20 protein-coding genes are annotated in these 25,679 nt (G+C 39.5%); 12 read left to right on the top strand and 8 right to left on the bottom strand.

Going from position 1 to position 25,679, the window contains the following annotated elements; all coding sequences use genetic code 11:
* Position 1 precedes the first annotated feature (1 nt).
* Entirely contained in the window at positions 2-2,467 is a 2,466-nt protein-coding gene (locus R2S10_RS03010; RefSeq protein WP_316838958.1) for a UvrD-helicase domain-containing protein, read from the bottom strand.
* Positions 2,468-2,694: 227 nt separating this feature from the next.
* The gene (locus R2S10_RS03005) at positions 2,695-3,162 is read right to left on the bottom strand and encodes a hypothetical protein (protein ID WP_316838957.1); all 468 of its coding nucleotides are present in this window, start codon (positions 3,160-3,162) and stop codon (positions 2,695-2,697) included.
* A 165-nt stretch (positions 3,163-3,327) separates the two neighbouring features.
* On the opposite strand from R2S10_RS03005, the gene R2S10_RS03000 reads away from it, so the two are divergent.
* From R2S10_RS03000 to R2S10_RS02990, 3 genes are all read left to right on the top strand, one after another.
* A complete protein-coding gene (locus tag R2S10_RS03000; protein WP_316838956.1) occupies positions 3,328-3,864 on the top strand; it encodes a hypothetical protein in 537 nt (178 codons plus the stop codon).
* Positions 3,849-4,322 carry an NTF2 fold immunity protein gene (locus tag R2S10_RS02995; RefSeq protein ID WP_316838955.1) on the top strand — a complete coding sequence of 158 codons (474 nt, stop codon included), beginning with the start codon at positions 3,849-3,851 and terminating at the stop codon, positions 4,320-4,322. The genes R2S10_RS03000 and R2S10_RS02995 overlap by 16 nt, the downstream gene beginning before the upstream one ends.
* 84 nt (positions 4,323-4,406) lie before the next feature.
* On the top strand, positions 4,407-4,754 hold the full coding sequence (locus R2S10_RS02990; protein ID WP_316838954.1) for a hypothetical protein: 348 nt from the start codon (positions 4,407-4,409) through the stop codon (positions 4,752-4,754).
* Positions 4,755-4,856: 102 nt separating this feature from the next.
* Here R2S10_RS02990 and R2S10_RS02985 read toward each other — a convergent pair whose 3' ends face one another.
* From R2S10_RS02985 to R2S10_RS02960, 6 genes are all read right to left on the bottom strand, one after another.
* Positions 4,857-5,264 (bottom strand): hypothetical protein, encoded by a 408-nt coding sequence (locus tag R2S10_RS02985; protein WP_316838953.1) that lies wholly within the window; start codon positions 5,262-5,264, stop codon positions 4,857-4,859.
* 99 nt (positions 5,265-5,363) lie between these two features.
* Positions 5,364-5,849, bottom strand: a complete 486-nt coding sequence (locus R2S10_RS02980; RefSeq protein WP_316838952.1) for a hypothetical protein — start codon at positions 5,847-5,849, stop codon at positions 5,364-5,366.
* Positions 5,850-6,060: 211 nt separating this feature from the next.
* The gene (locus tag R2S10_RS02975) at positions 6,061-6,564 is read right to left on the bottom strand and encodes a hypothetical protein (RefSeq protein ID WP_316838951.1); all 504 of its coding nucleotides are present in this window, start codon (positions 6,562-6,564) and stop codon (positions 6,061-6,063) included.
* A 421-nt stretch (positions 6,565-6,985) separates the two neighbouring features.
* Positions 6,986-7,813: a hypothetical protein gene (locus tag R2S10_RS02970; RefSeq protein WP_316838950.1), complete on the bottom strand. Its 828-nt coding sequence runs from the start codon at positions 7,811-7,813 to the stop codon at positions 6,986-6,988.
* Positions 7,804-11,622, bottom strand: a complete 3,819-nt coding sequence (locus tag R2S10_RS02965; RefSeq protein ID WP_316838949.1) for a hypothetical protein — start codon at positions 11,620-11,622, stop codon at positions 7,804-7,806. The genes R2S10_RS02970 and R2S10_RS02965 overlap by 10 nt, the downstream gene beginning before the upstream one ends.
* Before the next feature lie 613 nt (positions 11,623-12,235).
* Positions 12,236-12,838, bottom strand: coding sequence for a hypothetical protein (locus R2S10_RS02960; protein WP_316838948.1), 603 nt, complete (start codon positions 12,836-12,838; stop codon positions 12,236-12,238).
* A 250-nt stretch (positions 12,839-13,088) separates the two neighbouring features.
* Between R2S10_RS02960 and R2S10_RS02955 the strand changes: the two genes are divergently transcribed.
* The 9 genes from R2S10_RS02955 to R2S10_RS02915 all read left to right on the top strand — a co-directional run bounded on the left by R2S10_RS02955 (position 13,089) and on the right by R2S10_RS02915 (position 25,558).
* Positions 13,089-13,334 carry a helix-turn-helix transcriptional regulator gene (locus R2S10_RS02955; protein WP_316838947.1) on the top strand — a complete coding sequence of 82 codons (246 nt, stop codon included), beginning with the start codon at positions 13,089-13,091 and terminating at the stop codon, positions 13,332-13,334.
* 316 nt (positions 13,335-13,650) lie between these two features.
* Positions 13,651-13,995 (top strand): hypothetical protein, encoded by a 345-nt coding sequence (locus R2S10_RS02950; RefSeq protein ID WP_316838946.1) that lies wholly within the window; start codon positions 13,651-13,653, stop codon positions 13,993-13,995.
* Between the two features lie 254 nt (positions 13,996-14,249).
* Complete coding sequence (locus R2S10_RS02945) at positions 14,250-14,813, top strand: RNA polymerase sigma factor (protein ID WP_316838945.1); 564 nt, start codon at positions 14,250-14,252, stop codon at positions 14,811-14,813.
* Positions 14,814-14,965: 152 nt separating this feature from the next.
* Complete coding sequence (locus R2S10_RS02940; RefSeq protein WP_316838944.1) at positions 14,966-16,075, top strand: FecR family protein; 1,110 nt, start codon at positions 14,966-14,968, stop codon at positions 16,073-16,075.
* A gap of 269 nt (positions 16,076-16,344) precedes the next feature.
* Complete coding sequence (locus R2S10_RS02935; RefSeq protein ID WP_316838943.1) at positions 16,345-19,641, top strand: TonB-dependent receptor; 3,297 nt, start codon at positions 16,345-16,347, stop codon at positions 19,639-19,641.
* A 15-nt stretch (positions 19,642-19,656) separates the two neighbouring features.
* Positions 19,657-21,306 carry a RagB/SusD family nutrient uptake outer membrane protein gene (locus tag R2S10_RS02930; RefSeq protein WP_316838942.1) on the top strand — a complete coding sequence of 550 codons (1,650 nt, stop codon included), beginning with the start codon at positions 19,657-19,659 and terminating at the stop codon, positions 21,304-21,306.
* Between the two features lie 15 nt (positions 21,307-21,321).
* A complete protein-coding gene (locus R2S10_RS02925; protein WP_316838941.1) occupies positions 21,322-22,224 on the top strand; it encodes a DUF1735 domain-containing protein in 903 nt (300 codons plus the stop codon).
* 48 nt (positions 22,225-22,272) lie between these two features.
* The gene (locus R2S10_RS02920) at positions 22,273-23,418 is read left to right on the top strand and encodes a family 20 glycosylhydrolase (RefSeq protein ID WP_316838940.1); all 1,146 of its coding nucleotides are present in this window, start codon (positions 22,273-22,275) and stop codon (positions 23,416-23,418) included.
* Positions 23,402-25,558 (top strand): alpha-N-acetylglucosaminidase, encoded by a 2,157-nt coding sequence (locus R2S10_RS02915; RefSeq protein WP_316838939.1) that lies wholly within the window; start codon positions 23,402-23,404, stop codon positions 25,556-25,558. The genes R2S10_RS02920 and R2S10_RS02915 overlap by 17 nt, the downstream gene beginning before the upstream one ends.
* Positions 25,559-25,679: the final 121 nt, after the last annotated feature.

Raw genomic sequence — 25,679 nt, 5'->3', positions numbered from 1 at the left:
ATCATGACATGACATATTTGACAGGCACTGATGTTCCGGGAATAACACCTATATCATAAACTTCGATAAGTTCCTCCAAAAACTTACTTTGATTTTTAGGATTATACATGAAATACACCTGATGTCGGGCTCTGGTGATGGCAACATAGAACAGGCGTCTTTCTTCTGCGTTCTCGAAATCATCACCCTCCTGCAGCAGGTGATTCAGGATCGGATCATCGGCAACCTCAGATGGAAATCCGAAAACTCCTGCATCCAGGTCTAAAATAATGGCGACATCACAGGTAAGCCCCTTACAGGCATGGGCAGTGTAGTAGCTGATTTTAACTTCAGTAAAATTCTTTTGCAGTTGGAGAATACCCGGCGGCTTGTTATGGTGATATCGTCCTATAAGAAATACTTCAGCCTTCGCGTGTGTTCTTGAGATCATTGTAAGGCTTTCCACAAGGATATCCCATTTGCGAAGCTTAAGTTCCTCATGACTACGAGCAGATGGTACAGGAAGCAACTGAAAGGGTGGAAGCGTAGCTTTGTAAGGAGAGGTTAATTGTTTCTGCAATTGATTAGGGTTACTTTGAATGAATCCACTGCTTACCTCCAGGATCTGATCATTGAAGCGATATGTCTGTAACACCGAGTTATAGGCGGTGACACCAAAATGTTCAGCAAAGGAAGTGATCATACTAATATCGCTTCCGGTAAAGCGAAAAATGGATTGCCAGTCATCACCAACAGCGTATAGTTTTGCTGCAGGATTTGCGTTTTTCAGCGCCTTAATCAATCCATATCTACCCACAGACATGTCCTGAAACTCATCCACCAGAATGTATTTATACTTTTTTTGGTAATCGCCATTTTGAATAAAATTTGCGGCGTTATTAACCATATCATTATAATCTATGCTTGCAGTGCTGGAAAGTTCCTGCTCATATGCCTGATGTAGTGGACCTAAAACCTCCAGAAATACCTTAAGTCGCTGATCAGTTTTTTCCGCTGTAAGTTTATTTACAGAAGAGTTATTGGATTTCATAAGATTCATGAAGGTATAGATCAGTCCCATGAAGCCCTCAAAATCTTCCGATTCCTTGATGTTTTTAAGGATTTCTCCGGCTGGACGTTTATTTAGTTCGACACCCAGCGAGATCAGCTGTTCTTTTAAGGAGCGGAGCAGGCTGTTATTACGACTCTGAAAGGAATAGGTCTTAATGAGCTTGGTTCCATATTTTTGATGGATAGTGTCCTTCCAGTGGATACCATGATGGTATTGCTCCTTTGCTGAATGAAAGGGTGGCCTGAACTGGAACCATTCGGGTACTTCTCCATTTTCGTCAATGCCAAAATGTTCATGATAGATGTTGTATTGAGGTAAATAGAAATCTGGAGCATAGGATTGGAAATCCGGATTATGATCCTCTCTTTCCAAGGGGAAAAAGGATTCATACTTAAATTCTACCTGATGAACATAAAGAAAATTGGCAATCATCACCTCTTCCTTGCTTTTAAGATGAATGTTATTCAAACTGATGTTACGGAATGATTTTTCGTGTTTTAGATATTCATCTCTGGTTTTGAATTCAGCTTCATTTCTTTTTGGTCGAGCAAAAAAGGCAATAAAATTTATGGCTCTATTCTGAAAATCAGGATCGATGAGAAAGAGCTTATCGAACTGTTTCTGTAAAAATTCTTTGGCAAGGTAGTCTTTCCCATCAAAGCCGATCTTAGTTGGAAGCGGATTACAATAGCGGTTGACCATATTACCGAAGCTGTTAAATGTCTTAAACGTGATGTGCTCAGCTTGCTCCTTATTTTTAAGGAATACACAGGTTCTTCCGTACATTTCGATTACAGCAGCCTTGGTAAATGAGATGACCAATAGCTCTTCAGGCCTGGCTAATCCCTTTTCCAGTATATAGGCAATCTTTGCACTGATGGTGGTTGTCTTACCAGTGCCTGCACCAGCGATCACCAGATTATTATCCTCATCACAAATCACTGCCCGCATCTGGTCGTTAGATAGGGGGTACTGGTCCAAATTGGAGAAGTAATCTTTATATTTTTTGCTTTCAGCCTGGATAAATATTTCGTTATAGGATGATCTTATTGTTGCAAGATTTTTATGCGTCGCCACAAATCTCGAAATCAGTTCGATCTCGCTACGCTCAAGTTTATAGCTTTTGTATTTTTTAGGGACTGAATTTAAAATTTTGGCCTGAGTTTCTCTAATTTCCCGTTCATCATAGCCGGAGAAATATCGATCTTTTGTCTGTTTTTGATCAATAGTTCTTTGTGCTGTAGCAATTTGAGGCAGCAGATCCTGGATGTTGTCTTTCTTCTGAAGTTCTTCCTGCCAGCGTTGATATAGATACCAGGTACCTGCCGTTAAGATGATAAGTAGAATCTTCAGGAGTAATGGGATGGCGTCGGATTCCTTTTTTGGTAGATTCTGCTTGTAAGTTTTCTTAGACATTTAGAGCGCTTCAATGTTTGCTTAGATGTATCAAAGATAGTCTTTTGAAACAGATCAAATGATTTAACGTTGGCATTATCTAGGTGTTAAATAAGAATTTATGCTTTGCCTTGAGTTCAATTAATGGCAAAAACGTCTGGAAATTAAAATATCCCCTCCGCTAACATGAAGTTTGCAGAGGGGATATTTTTGTATTAGATGGGCTGATCCTTCTGGGACAATATGGTTTACTTATGTTGCCAGCAATACCCACCTCCTTTAACCACACGTTGACACCTTCCACCTTCTTTAGTTGTGGCACCGCATGTCGAGCTGGTTTCTTTACCAGAGGAACTGCTTTTTGGAGCCCCGAAACTTCTGGTGTTTACGCCATCATGTAACGTATTTGCTTTATAGTCGTAACGAAATGTGGTAGGTCGAGTTACAACTATTGAATAAACTTCTCTATTGGTTAGATAAAATCGAAAAGTAGTGTTGGCTTTTGGAGTCACGGTAATGCTGGCATTACTCGGGAGTTTTAGATCTTTTTTAAATGATGCGCTAACTGATTTGGTAGATTGGTCACCATCATTGTCGTAAGCGATGGTACAGGTACTACAAGATACTTCGAATGCAGCAGTTTCGTACTCAAGTTTATCTTTCTTACAAGCAGTAAACCCTATTGCAATGGCAGCCAGGAATAATAGTTTTTTCATTTTGAATGTGTTGTTTTGAACCAAAATTGATAGTTTGATATTGGCACAAACCTATTTTTTTTGAACGAGATGTTTTTATGGCTTCCCGTAACGAGCAAGGATTTTTGAAAATGTCTATCTTAGTGACCGCTCCTTATTTAGTCTGGCTGTATAATGCTATAATTTATGATACCTAATCCTATTGCGATTGCATCTGCAAATGAAGCTAAGAAAAATCTAGTTAGTGGAGCTCCCTTGAGAGATCTATCTATTACAGGGCTTTTAATTATTGAGCCTGATGAGCCTTGGGAGAAAGTGGTCGTCATCGAAAATTGCATCATTGAAAACTTCAATTGTATCATGGTGGTGTTTAAAAAACAGGTAACAATTAGAAATAGTCATGTAAAAGCAGCTTCATTCCACTTTTGCTATTTTACGGGAGGTTTAATCATAGAAAATTGTGTATTCGATGAGTATTTGGATTTCAATGCTGGTGGTCACAATTTGAAAGGCAATTTTGTAACATTTAATAACAATCATTTCTTTGGTTTTGTCAATTTCTTTGATTGCTGGTACAATGGAGAGATCGTTGTGAAAAATAATGTATTTGAGAAGGGTACTAATATTTTGAGTAAAAACCTGTTGGTGAGTTTCGACATTCCCATTATTATTCATGATAATCTTGGAGAGCTAGATATTGAAAGCGAATGTCGGATCGAATAAGTTTAGTAGTATTTAATATTGATCAGGATTTACTGGTCTCTTTCAAAAAAGGAAAAAAATCAATGCCTATAAAAATGAAAACGATTTGTTTACTCTCATCTCTGATATTTCTATTAGGGAGTTGTGAATATATTAATAATGACAGGCTGATCTTGGGAAGATCTCATGCAAAGCAAGAATTATGGGACGCGCAGAATCACAGGTATAATCCAAATGTCATCGATTATAAATCTGCAATTATTAAGGATAGTTTAACAGCTATCAAAATAGCTGAACCAATTCTATTTGGAATTTATGGTGAGAAAAATATTACTGCTCAACGCCCTTATGAGGTATACTTGATTGATAATAATTGGGTTTTAATGGGAACAATCAGCAAACATAGGAGAGGTGGGACATTTTTGATAATATTAGACGCTATGGACAGTAGGGTGGTGAAAATTATACATGGTAAGTAATTTCAAAGACGACAATTCAAAAATAATTATTTTGAAACCCTTTTAGACACAAGATGTTTTACTAAAGACAACTAAATCAATGTTATGAGAACCTCAAGAAAAAAAATTGTTGCGTTCTTTCTAATTGCTGCATTCGCCTTTCTCTTTATCTATAATGTGATTTTTCGATCGACTGTCAGGCTCATTCCCGAAAGCGCTGTGTCTTTTTTTGGAACAGAATCACTAGTAGGATGGAAGCATACCCTATCAACAATTCTATATCCGATAAAAATGGTGTTAGTAGGCCCTATGGTGCCTCTGCTCAATCTGCAAGATCCGCCACCTCCATTTTTGGTTATTGGCTTTGCTTTTTATTGGACTATTCTCGCCCTAGTAGTTTATTATGTGATTGGTAAGATTAAGCAAGCTCAAAAAAATAGGATTTCTAGCTGAACCATTATGATACGTAAAAAGAGACTTCGCCATGATAATAATGCAGAAATCTCTTTTACAAAGCGTTATCCAAACTAATTCAACATAAGAATTGAAACTAGATTAAATTTCGGAGAAGACATGTATTGTGCGTTTGCCACCGGACGCTTCTTCAGTACTTACCTTTATCGAATCAAGATCTTTGATTTGATCAACTACATCAGAAAATGTAAAGTAAAACAGTTCATCGACAATAATTGAGTCAATTCTAAACTTACCTATTTTTTCAGTTTTCAGGGGGTTGCTTTTTTTTCTTTCTGCTGTTGCTAAATCAATGTTTTTTAAACTAATATCCGAAAGTGATTGATTTAGACCGCCATAGTAAAATATCCAATACTCATTTTTTGCAGGCTCAACAAATAGAGCAGTAGAAGGCTTGTTTAAATACCCCATTGCTTTAAGGACCTCATGTTCGTTGTAGGCAAAAAGTGCCCCGTCAAAGTTCTGGGGTAAATTTTTGTTTTCTTTCATATATATTAAGATTTAGATTTCTTTCTTGTTTTCAAATGGTTGGATTAAATCATAAATAATTTCAACTGTATCCCAACCTTGGGATGGCTTTATTCCCAATTATTTACTTGAGCATGCACAATTCTGAGTCGTACCAAAAGAAGAACAAATTTTAAAAGTTATTGGCTGACTCACAGTTACAAAGAAACAACCGAATATCTGCCACTCATTTGGTTTTAAAGTAAAAGCTACATTTTCATAAACAGTTCTCCCTTCATAAAGCCAGCTTTTCGTCACACATCCAGTGATTGTTTTGTTGGGATGGAGATTTGTAAGTCTGTAATAGCTATATCCCTGAACTACACATGAGAACTGGTCCACAAAATAATTGTCAGCCCTAAGGGAGTTGACAGATCCGTCTGACGGCTGAGCAGCTGTTATTTTTACAATCTTTAGATCGCTTACCTCAGGAGAATCTATTAATCCTCTATTAAAATACTCTTTTTCTTTTTCCTTCACTTTTTCCGTCGCAGTATCTTTTTCTTTAACTGGATTACTGCAACTATAAAAACCTATAATCACAAGTAGGGCAAATACAATTTTCATATTCTGAGTTTTTAAATTTCTAAAAGCTGATTTTGTGAAATTTTATCGTTTATTTATTACACTGAATAAAAACAAATATTTATAAAAGAGAAAAACATGACTGAATAATCAAGTTTACGCAATAAATAATTTTAAAAAAATACTCATAAAGGAGTATTTTTTTAAAATTATTTATTGTTTTTATCATGCAGAAATATTCTGTAATCCTCTTCTATTGGGTCAAACCGTTTTTTTTGGTAAATCTTTGTCTATAAGTTTTGTCACTAAACAAAGTTGGATGAACTTTAAGCGATATTTTAAAAGCAACAGCCTTATCGTTAAATTTCTGGGTATAGAACTCTGGTCCTACGGATAAATCCAGCGCAATCAGGTCAATTCCTACGTTCGGCATAAAGGAAAAATATGGTTTTTTGACATCGCTACGTGTACGTACATTTGCATCTACTCCGGCTTTAATAAAAATAAAGGTGTATTGGTAAGCGGCCGATAATCCGAGTGCTTTAAATTCAGGTACATATTCGGCATAAATGTTATATCCTGGGCGGAACCATCCCCAGTCGTTAGTGCCAATGGATGTGAAGTGATAACCTGCACCAAAGGCTACTTTTTCTAATGGGCCATAGCTAATTTTAGCAGAAGGGCCATGTCTGAGTTGAGCATAACTACTCAGGGAGATGCTGAAGATCATCCCTAACATAAGAAGAGCGTTTTTCATGTTGTTCTTTTTTTTGTACGTAAATCAACTGATTATCAGTGTTACCTAAAATTAATAAAAAATATTAGTAGTAAGACAAGTTCCATCGTACACTTTTAAGGGCTGAATTTCCCATCAGACCTTTGATCATGTAATTTGTAATTACGGATATTTGATATTCTTAATTTGGAGTTTTCTTTTCCATAAGTAAATGCATATCATAAACCCCATAAATAGTAAAATTCGGCTTCTACTAGAAAATTTATTGATAGATGATTCGTCTTTTGTGGAATGCAAGATCTAGAAAATAAAATATCGCCTCCGCTAACGTAAGGTTTGTGGAGGCGATACTTTCGACTTTAGTGGTGTGTTAAATTCAGAGGAGGTAATCAGCCTTTTTTTCTAGTTTTAAATGTTACAGTTTTTAGGAGGGACCTCATCGTTATGCTGGGATTGATTTCCTGTGATGTTTAGCTGAACGCTCTAAAGCTGTCATCAGATTTGCGATAAATATTCCCGTCTGATCCAGCACCTCTTTGGTAAATACATGCAACAGGAGATCTGCAGATCTCGGAGTAAAAATTGTAGTATTTTCTGATTTGACATAGTAGTTGAACCCGTCGGATTCCAGGTTTATCGAATAGCCATGGATAAATTTATTGCGCAGGCCGTTGATTTGGCTTAGATACATATTCAGAAACGGTGCTGATGTCGTCATACATTGATTCAATTTGTCATTTCCTCTGTAGCCTAGGGTGATGAGCAGTTTGAGGTAGTCCAGATAGTCGTGAAGCGGTGAACTGAGAGGTTTTCTGATATAGACAATCACCTTTTTCATAAAGATCTCCGAAAGCAAAACTAGGTTCTCATAAAGGGAAGCAACGGTCAGGATGAATGTCTGAAAATTCAAGTCAACAATTTCCTTATAGTTATTTCGGTCGTCGGTAGAGAAGTAATATTTGATTACCGATGTACCGTCCATCAGTTCGCAGTCGACCCCAACTGGCAAGTTTGTTATATTTCCAATCAGTACATCATGGTCTGGGTCTTCGAAATACGTAAAATAGAGGGATTCGCATCTTTTGAATTTGGCTTCAATTGCATTCAATACGTCGTGTACATTGGCGCCATCAGCTCGGTATTTGCTATCGATGTCCCGATTGACAGTGGTGATCTTTGCCGCAGCTGTTTTTGCCGTGAGTAGCGTTATAAGCTTATTCCTCTGATGATTAAAGCTGGTAAGTGTTCGGGTTTTGTTGATTATTGCCATGTGATGTTGTCTCTGTCTAGTCCATGATCTATTTCTGCATCGACTGATTTCAGTGCTTCCCTGATTAGTGAAATTACTGGAAGATGCTCCGGCAGCTTGATTATAAAGGATTCTAATAGGCTTTTCAGGTCAAGATCGACCTGGAAAGGTTCTCCCGGGGTACCACTTTTTATTCCTACGGTAGTAAGTGCGCTATAGAGCTGGTAGAATAGGCTTTTGTACAACTCCATGTCAGAATCCTGGAAGTCATTGGCAAAGTCAAAGGCATATATTACAAGTTCGACCAGTATCTCATCCTTGTTGTGAAAGATACTTAATGACTCCAGTATACGCTCCAAACGAGATCCATCGTCTTCAAATTGGGCGATTTGTTTCCTATAGTAATCGGCCAGTTCTTTATTGACAAATTCCTGAGGTTGAAGGTAGTCTAACATGTCCTTTGCATAGAATAGATGCCCAGCATCGCCGTCCAAGTCTCCATACCATTTTAAGGCCCTCTTGAACATACTCATTTTGGATTCAGGCATTTTGTCGAACAAATGGGAATGCGATCCTGAACGGGGAACAAATTCATACCCGAAAAGCGTTTTTTTGCTCATTACAAAATTCTTTTTGACCTCATATCGCCTTGCGAGGTATTCAAATACGACTACTTCTCCTTTACTCTGCAGTACAAGATTAAGGCAGCGTTCTAACTCGTAGGTCAATGCATATTGTAACGTATGGTTTAAAATCAGCTCCGCCATCTGATCAGTAGTAACCGATTTGTTATCGGCCAGACGGATAAAGAAAATCTCCGATTGCTTTTGGTAAACCCTTGCCAAGAACTTTTGGCTTATAGCCATGGCATCGGGATGACTGGCAGCAAACAATAATTGGATGGCCATTGAAAGCATATAGTCATTGTCCCTAATGTTCTTGTCGAAAATCCCAATGATCAGATCCGAATCCTCCTGCAATACGTTCGTTTTATCCGGGACCCGTCGGGCAAATACGGATAATATAACGTTATCCGCCTCTACGGATTTTTGTTTGAGCAGGACTTTTACCTGATTACGAAAGAAACTTTCGTCCTGATGTAAATAGTAGAACGATCCCAGGATATTCGAAGCATAGGTCGAATATAGTTGCATTGAGTGTTCAAACAGAGCGTTATGAAGCTCCTTGGCATAGCTTGGATAATCCTTGGTCAGTGTGTCCTGAAAGGACCAGTAATAATGTGGAGGATAGGGCTGTGGGGCAAGAAATTGCACGATACTTGTTGCCAGTGACTTCTCATCCGCATCTGCTACGATTTCCTCACATTTTTCGGCCACATATTTTTCCACGTTGGGTAATTCCAAGATGCTGAGTTCTGCTTTTGAAAAAAGTTGGGTGAGGCGCTCAACCAAGTTTTTTGGCCTTAATGCTTCCTGTACATCGTCGAGCAATGGGAGCAGTTCTTCTGATATACCCCATTTCTGAAACCAGTAAATTTTTTCTAGGACCTCTTTGCGGTCGATGATATCAAATTTATCGGTGTCGGATTTCAAGAAATTCAGCACGGTGCTGATCTCATTGTCATTAACATAGGATTTGGCATTCCGGTGGGTCGCAAAAATGCCTCTAGGAATGTCGATCAATAACCTGAAAACTTCTGATCTGCTGGGTTCGTTGCTTAATGATTGGAACAGTTTTATCAACGTATCTACCAATTGTTTTCTAAACTTTTTAACTGAAGGAATGTTTGGAATATAATAGGTGGTAATATTCAGGCTGTCGAGATTAACAGCACTCCATTCCGATGCCGTGAAATCTAGTGCAGTAAAAGATTTAAGGCAAAGCAGGCCAAACATTTTTTCTACACTGTTATATTTTCTGAACTTCCTGCTGAACTCCTTGACAAAAAAGTCCTGTCTTTGCATCTTGAATTTTTCGATAGCGTCTTTTTTACCGAAACTAAAGATGTTAGCAATCTGTGCCTGCTCAGTCAACTCGTAAAGCCTAAATGACCGCCTGTAGACATAATCGCAGTTGGAAGGGCTTTCATAGAGATAGCTGAGCATGGAAATCACCTTGCCCAAGGTACTTTCTCCAGAGAAATAATTGTATTTCTTTTCTTCAACAAATTCCAAGGCCATTGGGTGTCCTTCAATTTTCATACAATCGAGATACTGATCTATCGTTAATTTTGCTATATCAGGCTTTATGAAAGTAATTGTCCGAACGGTTGTAAATATATTGTTGACAATATCAATTCCCTCGGCAGTTCTGATCAGCCCCACATAGGTTGTCAATATATCTTGCAAAAGATTGTTTTTGCTTCCCTCACTTACCTCGTCAACACTACTCAGGTTTACGATAATATTTCCTGTAAACGGAAGAAATTCGGATAGGATTTTAATTACATAAGTTTGGTCAATATCTGAAAGCAGGATATCACTATAATAATCTGGTTTGATGCTCTGCTCATATCTGCCATTTACGAAATCATTATCGATCAGATATCTAAATGCTGTTTGAACATTAACCTGGTCAATGTCCAGCAAACGGCTGAGCTTACCTATAATTTCACTGTCCGAAAAATTGAATGGCTCCAGGAGTGCGATAGTCCGCAAAAGCTGTCGGGACTTTATCTTATGGACTCCCGTTTCTCCTAATACCTTGACACAAAAAGTTTCAAAATAATTTTTGACATAGTCCCTTAGGAAATCCTGGGACTTGATCTGGTTGATCTGGATGTGCTTGCTCATTGCATTTAGGATTGCCATAATCAGGATGGGCTTTCCGAACGATATTGTAACCAGTTGATTTAGATAATGCTTATAATCTGTATTGCCTATATATCTCAGAAAAGCCTCACTGGTTTCTTGCCTGGACAGTTCAGAAAGGGTGATGTTGAGTATATTCTGCTTTTCGTATTCCTTTAATAGCACTAGGGCGTTAAATGCTTCGAGTTTTCTTGCCGTAAGCAGCAGTTTAACGTTTTGAAGGCTGTCGACAATGGCCTTCATGTCGGCTATGACGCTGGGCTCGAAAGTATGTGCATCATCAATCAATACGATATATTTTTTACCTGGTGAAAGGGCTTTACGCAATTTATCGAATTCTATGTGCCGGTTCATCAGTACAAGCGCATCCCAATCTTCTGACCGGTCAACCTTTCGCTCGAAGAATTCCAATGCAAGCCTGGTTTTGCCAATCCCAGCCTCACCGGTAATTATCCCCAAGGTCTGATCACTCTGCAGAAACTGTTCGAGTAAGTCGAGATCACTTTGACGCCCGATGAAAAAATTGCTCATCGAGGATGGTTCGAAGTCTTTACTGTTGAGCTGCCTTTCATAAACTTCGCGGTAATTCCTAAGTTGCGAGGTTTTGAATCCGTCATACAGCCATAGCGAGAGTATTGGATACTGGATGAACAGGGACGATAGTTTTGCCCCGTCCCAGATGAAGATTTTGCAATCTTTTCCGGTTTTGGTTAACACTTGTTGAAATGCCTCAGATAGCGCTGCCGACTCCTGCGGAAGTAGGTCCACATTTGTGGCCAAAACAAAAAATGCTTCGTCATTTAAGTTTGCCGCTTCTTTTTTGAGCTGGAACTTTAGATTACTTACCGACACACTCCTGGCAGACTGGTAAAACTTGAACTGAAAGCGCCAATCGCCCGTATTATTCTCGTATGTTCCCGAAAAGAAACCATCTATTCCGCCGTCTCGGCCGGGAGCAGTATATGGCTTATAGCTTTTTCCAAATTCGAACGTCATCAAGGCATTGCAGAACAATTCAAAATCATCATGGTTATACTGTGGCCAGTTTATTTTATCCATTTTATTTAAGGCGCTAATTGTAAATCTTTAAAGTTAATTATTTGACAGCACAAAGAGATGGCATTGATGTCCAACTGATCATATTTCTTTTTCTACCAAAATTCTACATTTTTCCGCTCATATCCATTTTTGGTTCTGTTAATCGAAGGATCTTTGCGAGGTTCTAGATGTTCTTAACCACATAGTTCTTACCAGACAATTAGGTAATGGTTAAATCCGTTCATAAATACCTGGTTGGTTCAATGTGCTGCAAACGTAAACTTTCCCTACGAGCTGTTCCATCTTTACGTTATGGTCGACAACTGCTTCTATAAGGTTGTGGGAATTAGAAAGCCTACCTACTAGCTAACTGGATACTCTACCTTTCTAGATATTTTATTTAAGAAGGGAAATAAAGAAAGGTGTTTTTGCAAAAGAGTTCCCCAAGTGCATTCTTGGCTTGCAAAAACACCTTAGCCTATGGCCACCGCGCGGTTTTTACTGTGGTGTTTACGGAAAGAACCGTGGGGTAGAAGAAAATGGCATGGTTCAATCATCGATCAGAATACTCTTTTATATTTGTAGATAAGCTTTCCCATAGCGGCTAGTATTAAGTATAATTGTCATTTTTTGATTAGTTTACAATTGTGCTGGTATCATTGATGCAGAAAACAGTTTGGCTACTGTCAATTAAATAAATGACCTCGATAAGTTTTTCAATGTATTCTTTAATAACAACCATTGTACTTCCATCCTCTATAACTTCATCAATAGTAGGCTTGCGATAGGCATATTCTACAATTCTGCTAAACGTTAAGCGCCATTCGTTTAAAGTCATGAAATTGAAAAAGTCTTTAAAGAAGGAATGGGTGTTTTTGATTTCTTCCTCTGAAAGGCTTTTAAAGTGCATGGAAATTAGTGTGCGATAATATCTGTTAAGGTCTAATGAACTGTCGCTAGGTATGCTTGGTTCACAATTTAATGAAAAGCTGGTACCACGGCAAAAGAATATATGTCCTGCTTCAAGTAATCTCAATAGGCACCTGTAATTGTGAAAATAGTCATCAGTTACCCCGTATTGTTTCTTGGTGCACGCGGATTTGATCAATAGCCGAACTGTAGTGCGAAATTCTTCAATATCTATTTCATGTTTGCAGAAATCTGAAATGAATAAATGTGGATTTAAAATTTGCTTATCTGTAAGCTCATTGTACCGGAGTGTGTTTCTTTTCCTCATAATTTTAAATTAATGAGCCTTGTAGAAGCTGTCACCTTAGATGGGTCTAGACACCTGCATTCTACATTTGCAACAGAAGCACTTGTAAGCCAATTACTAGTTTTTCGGTCGCGAGGCTCGTTGTGTTAAATAATAGAACTACCTTTATTTACTTATTAATTTCATTAATTACCTATAAAGTAAATATAATATAAATATGTCATATGTGTATGGCATTTGTTAATTTTATTTTTTATCCCTTTATAATATTATGAATGAGCCAACAAACATTGCCCCTATAGAACAATATGTGATTGATTACGTTATCAAACTAAGGAAAGAGAAGAAGCTTAACCAGGAAGATATAGCGAACATAATAAATGTGAAACGCACATTTGTGACTAATATAGAAAGTGTGAAAAACCGCGCAAAGTACAATCTTGTGCATATTGCTAAGCTTGCTGATCATTTTGGGATTTCTCCGAAAGATTTTCTACCTAAGGAGATAATTTTATAAGATTTAAGTTCAACTTAGGATCCTAACACACAATGCATAAATACAATAATAATCGTTGAAATAGTATGATTTCGCCACTAATAAAGATATTAATTACAGTAAATGTCGATTATTTTCCCAAAAAGTATGATTAGTGAAAATCTTAATTGACTAAAAATTATAAACATAACAGAGATTTAGTTTATTTTCTGATATTCGGTTATATTGCTATCTATAACTAGATTTTATATTTAAAATAGAAGCTGAAACAGGAGAAAATAGTAAGTAAGATTAACATACGCAAAGTTTAAACATGCCAAATAGCATATCACTCGAAATGAAAGCAGACTTCATTGCCACACTTACTTATAGGACGACCGAGCAAGGCGGACGAAAAATACCGGCAAAGTCTGGATATAGGCCACAAGTGAAGTTTGATTTTGATGAAATGCAAACTTCCGGACAGCAAACATTTATTGGTAGAGAACTGGTGTTTCCTGGTGAAACAGTTGATGCAGAAGTAAGAATAATTGCAGATGATTACTTTGCAAGCAAGCTGATTGAAGGAATGGAGTTTGAATTTAGAGAGGGTGCTACGGTAATTGGAACAGGCAAAATAAAGACTATCGTCAATGATAAATTAAAAAAAATCAATGCTTCTGACAATGTCTTTCCTAGTTGAAACTAGTATTACTTTATTATAGTTAATAATTTACGAAGAGATAACTATTACCACGCGCAGGCTAACAGTAAATCTTTCTTTTTGTTTCTCTAAAGTGCGTCCCAAGATTCTGCAATACTCAGCAATGGCTCTCTTATAAACAAATAAGTTAAAAAGTTCTGACCATCTTATTTAAAGATGTAGAAAAATCAGAAATCGGCTTGAAATTTATTTTATATTGCATGGTCTTCTAACCATCTAATTTATAATTATCTATGCCTAAAATCCTTCCTGAGGTAGAGAAAGAACTGCTTGTAAAGCTGAAATCTGGAGATCAGAAGGCATTTAACGTATTATATCAAGCTTACGAAAGGAAGATTTATTATAACCTCAGAAAACTAGTTCATATTCCCGAAGTCGTTGGGGAACTTCATCAGGATGTTTTTCTTAAAGTATGGAATAAAAGAGAAGAGCTGAATCCGGATATGCCATTTGAAGGTTTTTTAGTCTGTATTGCCAGAAATTGCGCGATCGATTTTTATCGCAAAGCAGCAAGAGATAAGAAACTGACAGATCAATTGGCTTTACAAATGACAGAGGTCCATGATCCGATTGCTGATAGCATTGCCTTAAAAGAGACGAATCAGGCATTAGAAGATGCAATTAACAAACTTCCTCCACAAAGGGGACTCGTATTTCGTCGCGTAAAAATGGAGGATCAGAGTTATGAGAATGCGGCCGGATACTTTGGCGTTTCCAAAGGAACAATCAAAGATCACATGGCTAAAGCCTTACTTTTCCTACGAAGAGAGATTACTAATATCAAGCTTCTGTTTTAAATCTAAAAAAATAAATACCCCCGAGCATAGACTTCTCCTTTTAGCAGCGTATAGGTATATAGAGCTAAGCTAAATATACTATGCAGGATTTAAAACTACTATACCAAAAGTTCCTTTCCCGTCAATGCACACCAGAAGAAATCAGGTGTTTAATGAACCATTTTCTTTTAAAAGGAGAGGAAACGGAGTTGAAAGAGCTAATCCTGGCTGAATTAGCCGCTGAGAATGATGAGGTGCTGGATACCGAAGAAGTCTCGGCGGTATTGCATAAGAATCGGGAATCGATCCATCATAAAATCAATCAGGAACTTCATGTAAAAACAACTTCCTGGAGCGTATACCTTAAAGCTGCAGCTGTGCTTACTTTCATTACGGCATTTTCCTGGTATTTCTTTAGGTCGAATGCAGATCATAAACGCTCAGGGAATCAAATACTGGCTTCAGGCGACATTACTGCCGGAAGTAACAGGGCAACACTTACGCTCAGTAATGGGGAGTCTATCGATCTCGAAAATGCTACTGAGGGCTTAGTCCTGAATAAGGATGGAGCCAGTTATGCTAAAATTATTGGAGGGAAATTAACCTGCCTGCTGCAGTCGGTTGAAAATAAAGACACGGCCTATAACACGATCAGCACCCCAAAAGGAGGTGTTTATCAACTCGTGACACCGGATGGAAGTAAAGTATGGCTAAATGCTTCTTCTGAACTGAAGTTTCCTAGCTCATTTGGGAAGGGTAAACGTGTGGTAGAGTTAAAAGGAGAGGCTTATTTTGAAATTGCAAAAGATAAGAACCACCCTTTTGTAGTGAAAACCTCTGGACAAGAAACAGAAGTTTTGGGTACTCATTTTAACATCAATAATTATGCAGACGAGCAGGCTACCACGACCACTTTATTAGAAGGTTCCGTTCGGGTACATCCGATAAATGGAGGCGCCGGATCAATGCTTCGGCCAGGAGAACAAGCTGTCTTAAAAGATCAGCAGCTAAAAATCCAAAAAGCTGATGAATCAGCAGCGCTCGACTGGATGAATGGTAAGATCGTTTTCAAAAACGAAAGTCTTAAAAGCATCATGCGTAAAGTTTCCAGATGGTACGGCGTAGATGTTCAATTGAAAGGAGATATCGCCGATTTGCAATTCTGGGGAGCTGTCTCACGAAATAACACGCTCTCTTCGATCCTTAATTATTTGAAAGAAACAGAGGACCTGGATTATACGATCAGCGGTACAAACGTGACCATTTTTAAAAAGAAACCATAAATAAATCAGAAAACCACCTAACCAAACCTAACCAAAGATGAAGAGAATTCTACGCTGTTAAAGCCTAAGCAGGGAGCTAAAAAAAAACGCATTCCGAGTACCAGTCGGAATACGTCTAATCATTTGAGCTAACCCCATCCGGTAAGACCGGATAAAAAATACCGACAGATAAATCAATCGTTAACCCAAACTCATTCAAATGTATGAATTTAATTGCTTTTAACCCAGGCAAGCCGGGGAAATGGCGTCCCCAAAAACTCCTATTGGTTATGAAAATAACTATTGCCCTAATGTTCTTTTTTGTCCTATCCGCCAGCGCGAACACCTTTGCGCAGAAAATATCTTTATCTGAACGGAATACACCGCTGGTGGAAGTCCTGGAAAAGATCCGGCTTCAAAGTGGTTATGACTTTGTTGCGAGTACCAGATTAATTGAAAAAAGTAATCGGGTCAGTATTGTTGTTCACGAAGTGAGCCTCGAAGAAGCACTCAAACTATGCTTTAGCAATCAAAGGCTGAGCTACAAGATTCAAGGTAAAATTGTACTGATCAAAGAAAACAAAAGTACACCCAAATTAATACCCCAAAACACGCAGGAGGAAATCACCGTAAGAGGTACCGTAACCGATAAAGGTGGCCTGCTGCCCGGAGTTACGGTTAGCCTAAAATCGGATAAACAAAGAGCCGTCGTTACAGATGCTTCAGGGAGCTTTAAAATTACTTCCCCTAAAGATGGGATTCTTATTTTCACCAGTATTGGCTTCAAACCAATGGAAGTCGCTGTGAATGGACGAACTGCAATTGACGTATCTATGGAACAGGAAACTTCCGGCCTTTCTGAAGTAGTAGTGGTAGGTTATGGCCAAAAGCAAACGAAAGTCAGTCTTACAGGAGCGATATCCAGCATCTCTACAAAAGAGCTGAAACAAAGTCCGGTGGCAAATATTACGAATGCCCTGGCAGGTAGGATACCAGGTTTGGTAACCGCGCAACGTTCAGGCAGACCAGGTAGTGATGCTTCCTCACTTTTCATTAGAGGGATTAGTACTTATACCGGAAACACAGCGCCTTTGGTAGTCATCGATGGTTTACCAAGAGGAGACCAGAATTTCGGAGATATAGACCCTAATGAAATTGAATCTATTTCCATCCTGAAAGATGCATCGTCTACCTCTTTGTACGGCATCCAGGGTGCCAACGGTGTGATTTTGGTGACCACTAAAAGAGGAGAAGATGGACCTCCAACGATACAGGTAAATGCACAGACTGCCTTGATGAAACCTGGGCGTTTTCCAAAGTTTCTGGATAGTTATAACTCAGGATTACTGAGAAATGAAGCCGCAAAAAACGATGGGATGGCGCCAATCTATACCAAAGAAGAACTGGATTTGTTTAAAAATCAAACCAGCCCTTATTTATATCCAAACATAGATTGGTATAAAGAAATGATCAGAGAATATACCCCACAAAGACAAGTGAATTTAAATGTGAACGGTGGGACTAAATTTGTGAAGTATTTTGTATCGGGATCATACCTTCGTCAGGAGACCAACTTTAAAGCAGCTGATGAAAATGTATATGGTGTTAAGTATAAATACGACCGTTACAACTTCCGTTCGAATATAGATGTGACACTCGATAAAAATACAGATCTACAGTTGGATCTTGCTTCGAGATTGGAAAATAGAACAATGCCTCATGCCGATCGCAATGACAACGGTTATTTCTTCGTGGTTTTATCACAAATGCACAATGCTTTAACCCCAGTGTTTAACCCGGATGGTTCATTGGCTTCAGGAAACCTACGCGCTGATTTTATTAATCCCTATGGGATTGTGACCCGAAACGGATATTCCGATACTAATTTCTCCAATACTTTTGGGAATATAGCAGCCACTAGAAAGCTCGATTTTATTACCCCCGGACTAAAGATCAAGAGTTTGTTCTCTTTTGAAACCTTTGGTAGTATTGATTTTTCACAATACCAGATGCCAGCATCTTATCGCTATAGAGGGATTGATGAAAACACTGGCAAGCCAATTTATGTGCAGCATTATGCCAAAACATCATTAAACCAGGATGGCGCAACCAATGCCACCAGATACAATTACTTTGATGTAAAGTTGCTGTACGACCGAAGTTTTAAAAATCATAATGTAAGTGGTTTAGCACTGTTTAACAGGAATTACAGAACCATCACCGGAGATCTGCCCAGAGTTTATCAAGGTTTAGTAGGACAGCTGAAATACAATTTTGATCAGCGTTATTTCTTCGAGTTTAATGCGGGATATAATGGTTCTGAAAACTTCCCTAAAGGCAAAAGGTATGGGTTTTTCCCTGCATTATCTGCCGGTTGGCTGATGTCTGCCGAGCCTTTTATGAAAGAAAACAAGGTGTTTAGCTATTTGAAATTAAGGGGCTCGCATGGATTGGTAGGAAATGATAATATTGGAAATGGCCGCTACCTTTTCGTATCTGAATTTGCACGTGGTGGTGGCTATACTTTCGGGAACAATCCAACAGGTGTTGGAGGGTATTATGAGAGTAGAGTAGGGAATACCAATATCACCTGGGAAAAGGCAACGAAGAGTAATATCGGACTGGAAGCCGGATTTTTAAAGGATCAGATCCGCCTAACGGTAGATGTATTTCGCGAGCATAGAAAGGATATCCTGACCGGGCCAAATTTGATTCCTGAATACTATGGAATTGATGCGGAACTCAGTTTAAATAAAGGTGCCGTATTGAACAGGGGATTTGAAATTGAAATGAAACTGAATACTACTATTGGCGAAGTTTACCTGTTTTCAAATCTGAATTATACCTTCACCAAGAATAAAATCCTTGAAATTGATGAGCCTAAATTACAGTACCCCTGGCAAAGTCAGATTGGATTACCTGTTGGTTATTCTTTAGGATATCAGGCTCTAGGTTTTTTCCAGAACCAGACGGAGATCAACAATAGCCCTGTACAGAGTTTTACAGCTGTAATTCCTGGTGATTTAAAATATAGAGACATTAATGGAAATGGAACTATTGGGCCGGAAGACAGGATTCCAATTCCTACATTAAACGTACCTAATCAGGTGTTTGGCGCTTCCTTTGGCCTAAGCTACAAAGGTTTTGACCTGAGCGTATTGTTGCAAGGTGCAATGGGCGGCCGACAAATTTACTCGGACCAGATTGTGTACACCTATAGAGATGGAATCAGACCTCATCATTTAGAAAGATGGACACCGGAGAACGCTGTAAATGCGAAATTTCCTGTGCTACATGGAAATGAAAGTAAGAACGGGAACAACTTCATCAATTCTACTTTTTGGGTTCGTAAAACGGACTATCTGAAAATAAAGAACCTGGAACTGGGCTACCGACTGCCTTCTGCCTGGACACGAAAAGTAGGAACCAAGACCGCCAGGGTATTTGTCAATGCGATGAATCTTTATTCCTGGGATCACCTGAAGGATATTAATGTTGATCCTGAATCTAATGTTGGAGGTTCGTTCTCCGGACTTTCCTATCCCATTCAGAGCATTTACAATCTTGGGTTAACCGTTAACTTCTAATTTTAAATTAAGACCATGAAAAAACTATATATACTACTCTTTTCAGTCGTAATTGGACTTGCGGCTTGTAAGAAAGATTACCTGGATCGCTTGCCAAATGCGAAAATATCGGAGGAAGAGGTGTTTTCTGATATTGGGAACTCGGAGCTGTTTGTGAACAATATTTATAATTCCGTGCCCAACATGTTCAGGACATTCTGGCCAATGTCCAGTGCAACGGATGAAACCGATCAAAGTCAGGATCAGGCAACCATCACAGGCGATGGTGCAGATGCCGGTAATTTTAACAGCGGCTTTTTTACGCCTTCAGCATTTCCTCTAAGGGGACGCTGGAAAGATTATTTTACCCAGATCAGACGCTGTAATATTGTGCTGGCAAATTATAGTAAAATACCTGAAGACAATAACTATCCAGATCGTAAAAAACGATTGAGAGGAGAAGTGCTGACCATGCGGGCTTACTATTATTTTGAGTTGCTTCGTGGTTGGGGAGGAGTGCCGCTATTTGAATCCATTCAGAACCCATTGGGAGATGAGCCGGTGTTCTTTAAAAGGAACTCCGTTGATGAGGTGGTTGCAGCTATTTTAAAGGACCTTTCGGAAGCCGAGACTTTGCTGCCAGCTAATTATGCGGACAGGCAAGCGGAAATTGGCAGGGCCTCAAAGACTATTGTAATGGCATTGAGAGGTCGCCTGTTATTGTATTACGCCAGTCCGCTGTTCAATCCAAATAGCCTAAGTACAAGATGGAAAGATGCGATGGATGCGAATAAGATTGCCCTGGAGTCGGCTTTGGCTGCAGGTTATCTGTTGCATCCTAAATACTCGGAGATCTTTACACAATTTACCAATCAGGAAGTCATCTGGGGACGCCCTGCACCAGGTGCATTTGGAGATGCAGGTATTGACCGGGAATTGAATCCAACAGGGTATATCGGCTATGCCAGGGTAACTGTTCTACAGGAATTGGTGGACGATTATGAGCTTAAAGCCACAGGAAAACGTCCTGCAGAGCCTGGCTCTGGCTATGACGCGAATCACCCTTATGCTGGACGTGATCCCCGTTTTTATCAGTCGGTGTTGTATCCGGGAAGTACCTGGAAAGGTAGAAAAACCGATCCTTTGGGTATTGATGCAGCGGAACCTGGAAAAACGGCAACCAACTACTGGCAGCGAAAATATCTTCTGGAATCGGTAAACCTGATCAACTCTTCCGGAGATTCACCACGCAGGTGGGTATTAATGCGGACTGCAGAAGTTTACCTGAATTATGCTGAGGCTTATAACGAAGCGATTGGTCCTGATCAACAGGTATATGATGCCGTAAATGCGGTTCGTGCAAGAGTGGGTATGCCTCCTTTGCCTACAGGTTTAGGAAGGGAAGAAATGCGTGAGAAAATCAGGCATGAAAGAAGGATTGAACTGGCTTTTGAAGGACAACGGTTTTGGGATGTCCGCAGGTGGAAAATTGCAGAAACGGTAGATAATAAAGTAGTGCGTGGAGTTTCCATTCGTGTGTCCGGAACGGATACTACCTACACTTATCCGATCATTGAGAAACGAACCTTTGATAAAATGAAGCAGTATTTTCTGCCAATTCCACAGTCGGAAATAGACAAACTGGGCGGAGTAAGTTCGGGCTTTAGTCAAAATCCAGGTTATTAACTAAGCTTTAAAACGATGAAAAATATAAATCATAAACTGAGTTTATTATTCCTTGTGCTGCTCTTCACGTTCAGCGCATGTCAGAAAGAAATTAATTTGCCGGGTATTGCCAATCAGCCGATGTTATACATGCCACAATCTCCACGTGGAAATCCTTTTAATATCATTGAAATGAGGAGTAGGGCATCCGGGCAGGAGGATACGCTTTACTACCGTCCATATAGCGTGTATTTAGAAGGGAAAGACCCGGCAGAACAAGATATAGAAGTCGAATTTATGATTGATCAGCAAAAACTGGACTCCTTAAATGAGATAGAAACTACTGCCGGAAGAATCGCTTATGAACTTCCCCCTTCGGGAGCATTCACCGCAGGGAGCATGAAAGCAAGCATCAAAAAAAATGAGCGCATCAGTTCTATTCAGCAATTCGGGATTAATCCTAAACTTTTGATAGAAGAAAAAAGATACCTGATCCCCATTTCTATTAAAAGTGCAAAGCCCGCTTTGACAGTTAAATCGACATTAAAAACGGCCTACTATCAGGTTAACCTGACTGTCCCTGACTTTGTAAGTGGCACCTATATGGCAACTGGAATAAGAAATGGAGATGGATACGGGACTGATCCGACGAAGGTTAGGAAAACGATCACTAAGATTGCAAATCACACCTATGAGGTTAATTTGATCGCAAATCTGGGACCCTGGTGCTGTAGCAATAAGTTTGTACTCAAAGTGAATCCTGCGAACTATACCGTTATCGTGTCCGGGCATCTCGAAGACCCGGGTAATCTGTTAACCAACAGGCCGGGAACCAGCAGTACTTTTGATCCGCTAACAAATACCTTCGTATTGTATTATAACTACAATTATTACGGATACGGAGCAGAGATGACAGAAACCTTAAAGAAAATTAATTAGGATGTATAGGAGGTCCCGGTTCCGGGGCCTCCATTTTAAAGCCATATCATGAATAAAATATACCTCATTTTGTTCGCCTTCCTTATTGGAGGGTCAATAGATACTCATGCTCAAAAAAAAGAGTCAACACCTGCAGTTTTCCCTGTAAGTGCTTTGTTATTGTCGACGCCGGATCCTCAGGATGTGCCTATGTTTTGCGATTTTATCAGAGAGGTATTACCTAAAGAAGGAGTGAATACCCTGGTTCTGCGGATTAACTATAAATATCAATTTGAAAGCCATCCTGAACTGGCTGGACATCATGCTTTGTCAAAAGAAAACCTGCAGAAAATTCTTAAGGCTTGTCGTACTGCAGGGATCAGGTTTATTCCCAAAATGAATCTTCTTGGTCATCAGTCAGAAGACATCAACATATTGCCCTTATTAAAAGCATATCCTCAGTTTGATGAATCTCCGCAGCTGAATCCGCCGAATCCCTGGAAGCCAGCCAATACCATGTTCGATTTTTACAGTAAAAGCTTATGTCCTAAACACCCGGACCTGTTTAAACTGATCTTTCCGGTCATCGATGAACTGATTGAGGTTTGTGATGCAGACGCGTTCCATGTTGGGCTGGATGAAGTGTGGATCATTGGGGATGAGCAATGCCCGCGTTGTGGGGGACTGGATAAAGCTGAAATTTTTGCGGCTTACGTTACCGCGCTAAATAATCATCTAAAAGCAAAAGGATGTGAAATGTGGATGTGGAGCGATCGTTTAATTGACGGCAAAACGACTGGCCTATCCGCCTGGCAAGCCAGTATGAATAATACCCACAGGGCAATTGATCTGATCCCCAAAGACATCATGATTTGTGACTGGAAGTATGAGGATGCGGCGCCAACACCTGCTTATTTTGCGATTAAAGGCTTTAATGTACTGGCTGCACCTTGTTATAAACCTGATGTTGCGCTTGCACAGCTGGAAATGGTGGAGGCAATTAGAAAGAACGGAAAGAGGGCAGCCTTTTCCAGCACCATATCCAATAGAATGCAAGGGATGATGCACACCATGTGGGGGAATTCCAGGGATTTTATATTAGCCTATCATGGTAAACAGGCAGATAAGGACAGAACAGTGGAAACTTTTAAAAAGCTTTTTGCTGAAATTAGAAGAATAAAAAATGATGATAAGTCAAATGAAAAAAATGATTAGCTATAGGATATTGATGCTGATTTCACTGCTGCTTGCGGGGATTTCTGCCCATACTGAACCTTATGTAGGGGTTAAGGATATTGCTGCAAGAAGATTTCCCTGGTTGGCAAAGGCCTTGGTTTTAGAGCTGATCCCTGCCGTTGATGGAAATGAAGTTTTTGAATTGTCGACCAGCAAAGGGAAAGTGAGGATTGCTGCCAGTTCAGCAAGTGCTGCTGCAGAGGGATTGAACTGGTATGTTAAATATTATTGCCATAGGAGTATGTCTCATTTTGGCGATCAGCTAACTGCATTAAGTAAACTCCCTGAGCTGAAGAATAAAGCAAGGATCACTTCTCCTTATCGGTATCGATATGCTTTAAATTATTGTACCATTAGCTATTCCATGAGTTTTTACACCTGGAAAGATTGGGAAAGAGAGTTAGATTGGATGGCTTTAAACGGGGTAAATCTGATGTTGGCTCCTGTGGGGATGGAAGGTGTATGGCAAGGCAGCTTACGCAGGCTAGGCTTCAATGAAAAGGAAATTGCCGACTTTATCGCAGGCCCTGCTTTTGGTGCCTGGTGGTTAATGGGGAATCTGGAAGGATGGGGCGGCCCCGTTAGTCAGGGGCTAATAGATCAACAGGTGTTGCTTCAGCAGAATATCCTAAAACGCATGAAGCAATTGGGGATCGAGCCGGTAATGCATGGCTTTTATGGGATGGTTCCTTCAACTTTAAAGAATAAACACTCGGTTAAAGTCATTGATCAGGGTTTATGGGCTGGAGGTTTCAAGCGCCCGGACTTCCTCTTACCTGAAGATCCTTATTTTGCTAAAGCAGCTGATATTTATTATTCAGAAATGAAGAAATTGTATGGAGAGGATTTGCATTTCTTTGGCGGGGATCCTTTTCATGAAGGGGGGACTTCAAAAGGAGCTGATCTTGGCGCTTCTGCGAAACACATTCAACAAATGATGCAGCAAAACTTTCCTGATGCCACCTGGGTACTACAGGGTTGGCAGCAAAATCCTGCAGATGCATTGTTGGCAGGATTAGATAAAGACAAAACTCTGGTGATTGAATTATTTGGGGAGAATACGAACAATTGGGAAAAACGCCATGGTTATGAGAATACGCCATTTGTTTGGAGTAACGTTAGCAATTTTGGCGAGAAGAATGGAATTTACGGCAAATTACAACGTTTTTCTGATGAGGTTTATCGCGCAAAGAATGGTACTTACGGCTCATTTTTGAAGGGTATTGGGATCATTCCTGAAGGTATTTACAATAACCCTGTAACTTATGATTTGATGCTGGAACTGGGTTGGCATCAGGATCATGTGGCGCTTAAAGACTGGATTGGCGGGTATACAAAATACCGTTATGGAAAAGAGAATTCAAAGGTATACAAGGCCTGGGCATTGCTGTTGGAAACGGCTTACAGTAGTCCTAAAGTAAATCAGGAGGGGCCTTCCGAATCTATTTTTTGTGCCAGACCTGGTATGGACATCAGCACCGTTTCCACCTGGGGGACCAGGAAAAAAAATTATGATGTAGCAAAGTTTGAAGATGCAGTCAGGATGTTTGCTTTGGCAGGAAAAGAATTTGAAGGTGTGGAGACTTATCAGACCGATCTGATTGATTTTGTACGTCAGGTACAAGCTAATAAGGCTGATGTGGTGTATGCGGCTATGATGGAAGCCATAAAGAAGAAGGATATTGGAAGTTTTAAATCGAGCAGCAATAAGTTCAGACAAATGATTTTGCAGCAGGATTCATTGTTGAGTACCAATAAGTACTTTTCTGTAAACCGATGGCTAAAACAGGCAAATGCTTTTGGAGGTAGTCCCGCGGATAAGGTTAATGCACTGTGGAATGCGAAAGCACAGATTATTTTCTGGGGCCCTGATGATCATCCGAAAACAGAACTGCATGATTATGCGCATAAGGAATGGTCTGGAGTATTAGGTACCATTTATCTATCCCGATGGGATCAGTTCATAGATTGGCAGTTGGCATTGATGCGCTCCGAAAACAGGCCAGAACCAGATTACTTTAAAATGGAAACTGAATGGGCTAAAAGGCCTGATTTGCATCCTGTTAAGCCGATGAAGAAAAAAGAACTGGATGCACTTATTCAGCGGATGATTCAATGATTTTGAGGTTTCTTTTTCTCGGTCTGAGTAACAATGTGAAGGAATTCCTCGATACGGGATTTGTTTTTATGGCCGTTAAAATGACTACCGAGGATAAAACAATAGTAAAAGAAGGGTTTTT

Source organism: Pedobacter gandavensis (assembly GCF_032678745.1).
Taxonomy (GTDB): domain Bacteria; phylum Bacteroidota; class Bacteroidia; order Sphingobacteriales; family Sphingobacteriaceae; genus Pedobacter; species Pedobacter gandavensis_C.
Note: the sequence above shows the minus strand (reverse complement) of the source record. Positions and strands in the feature narration are given on the sequence as shown.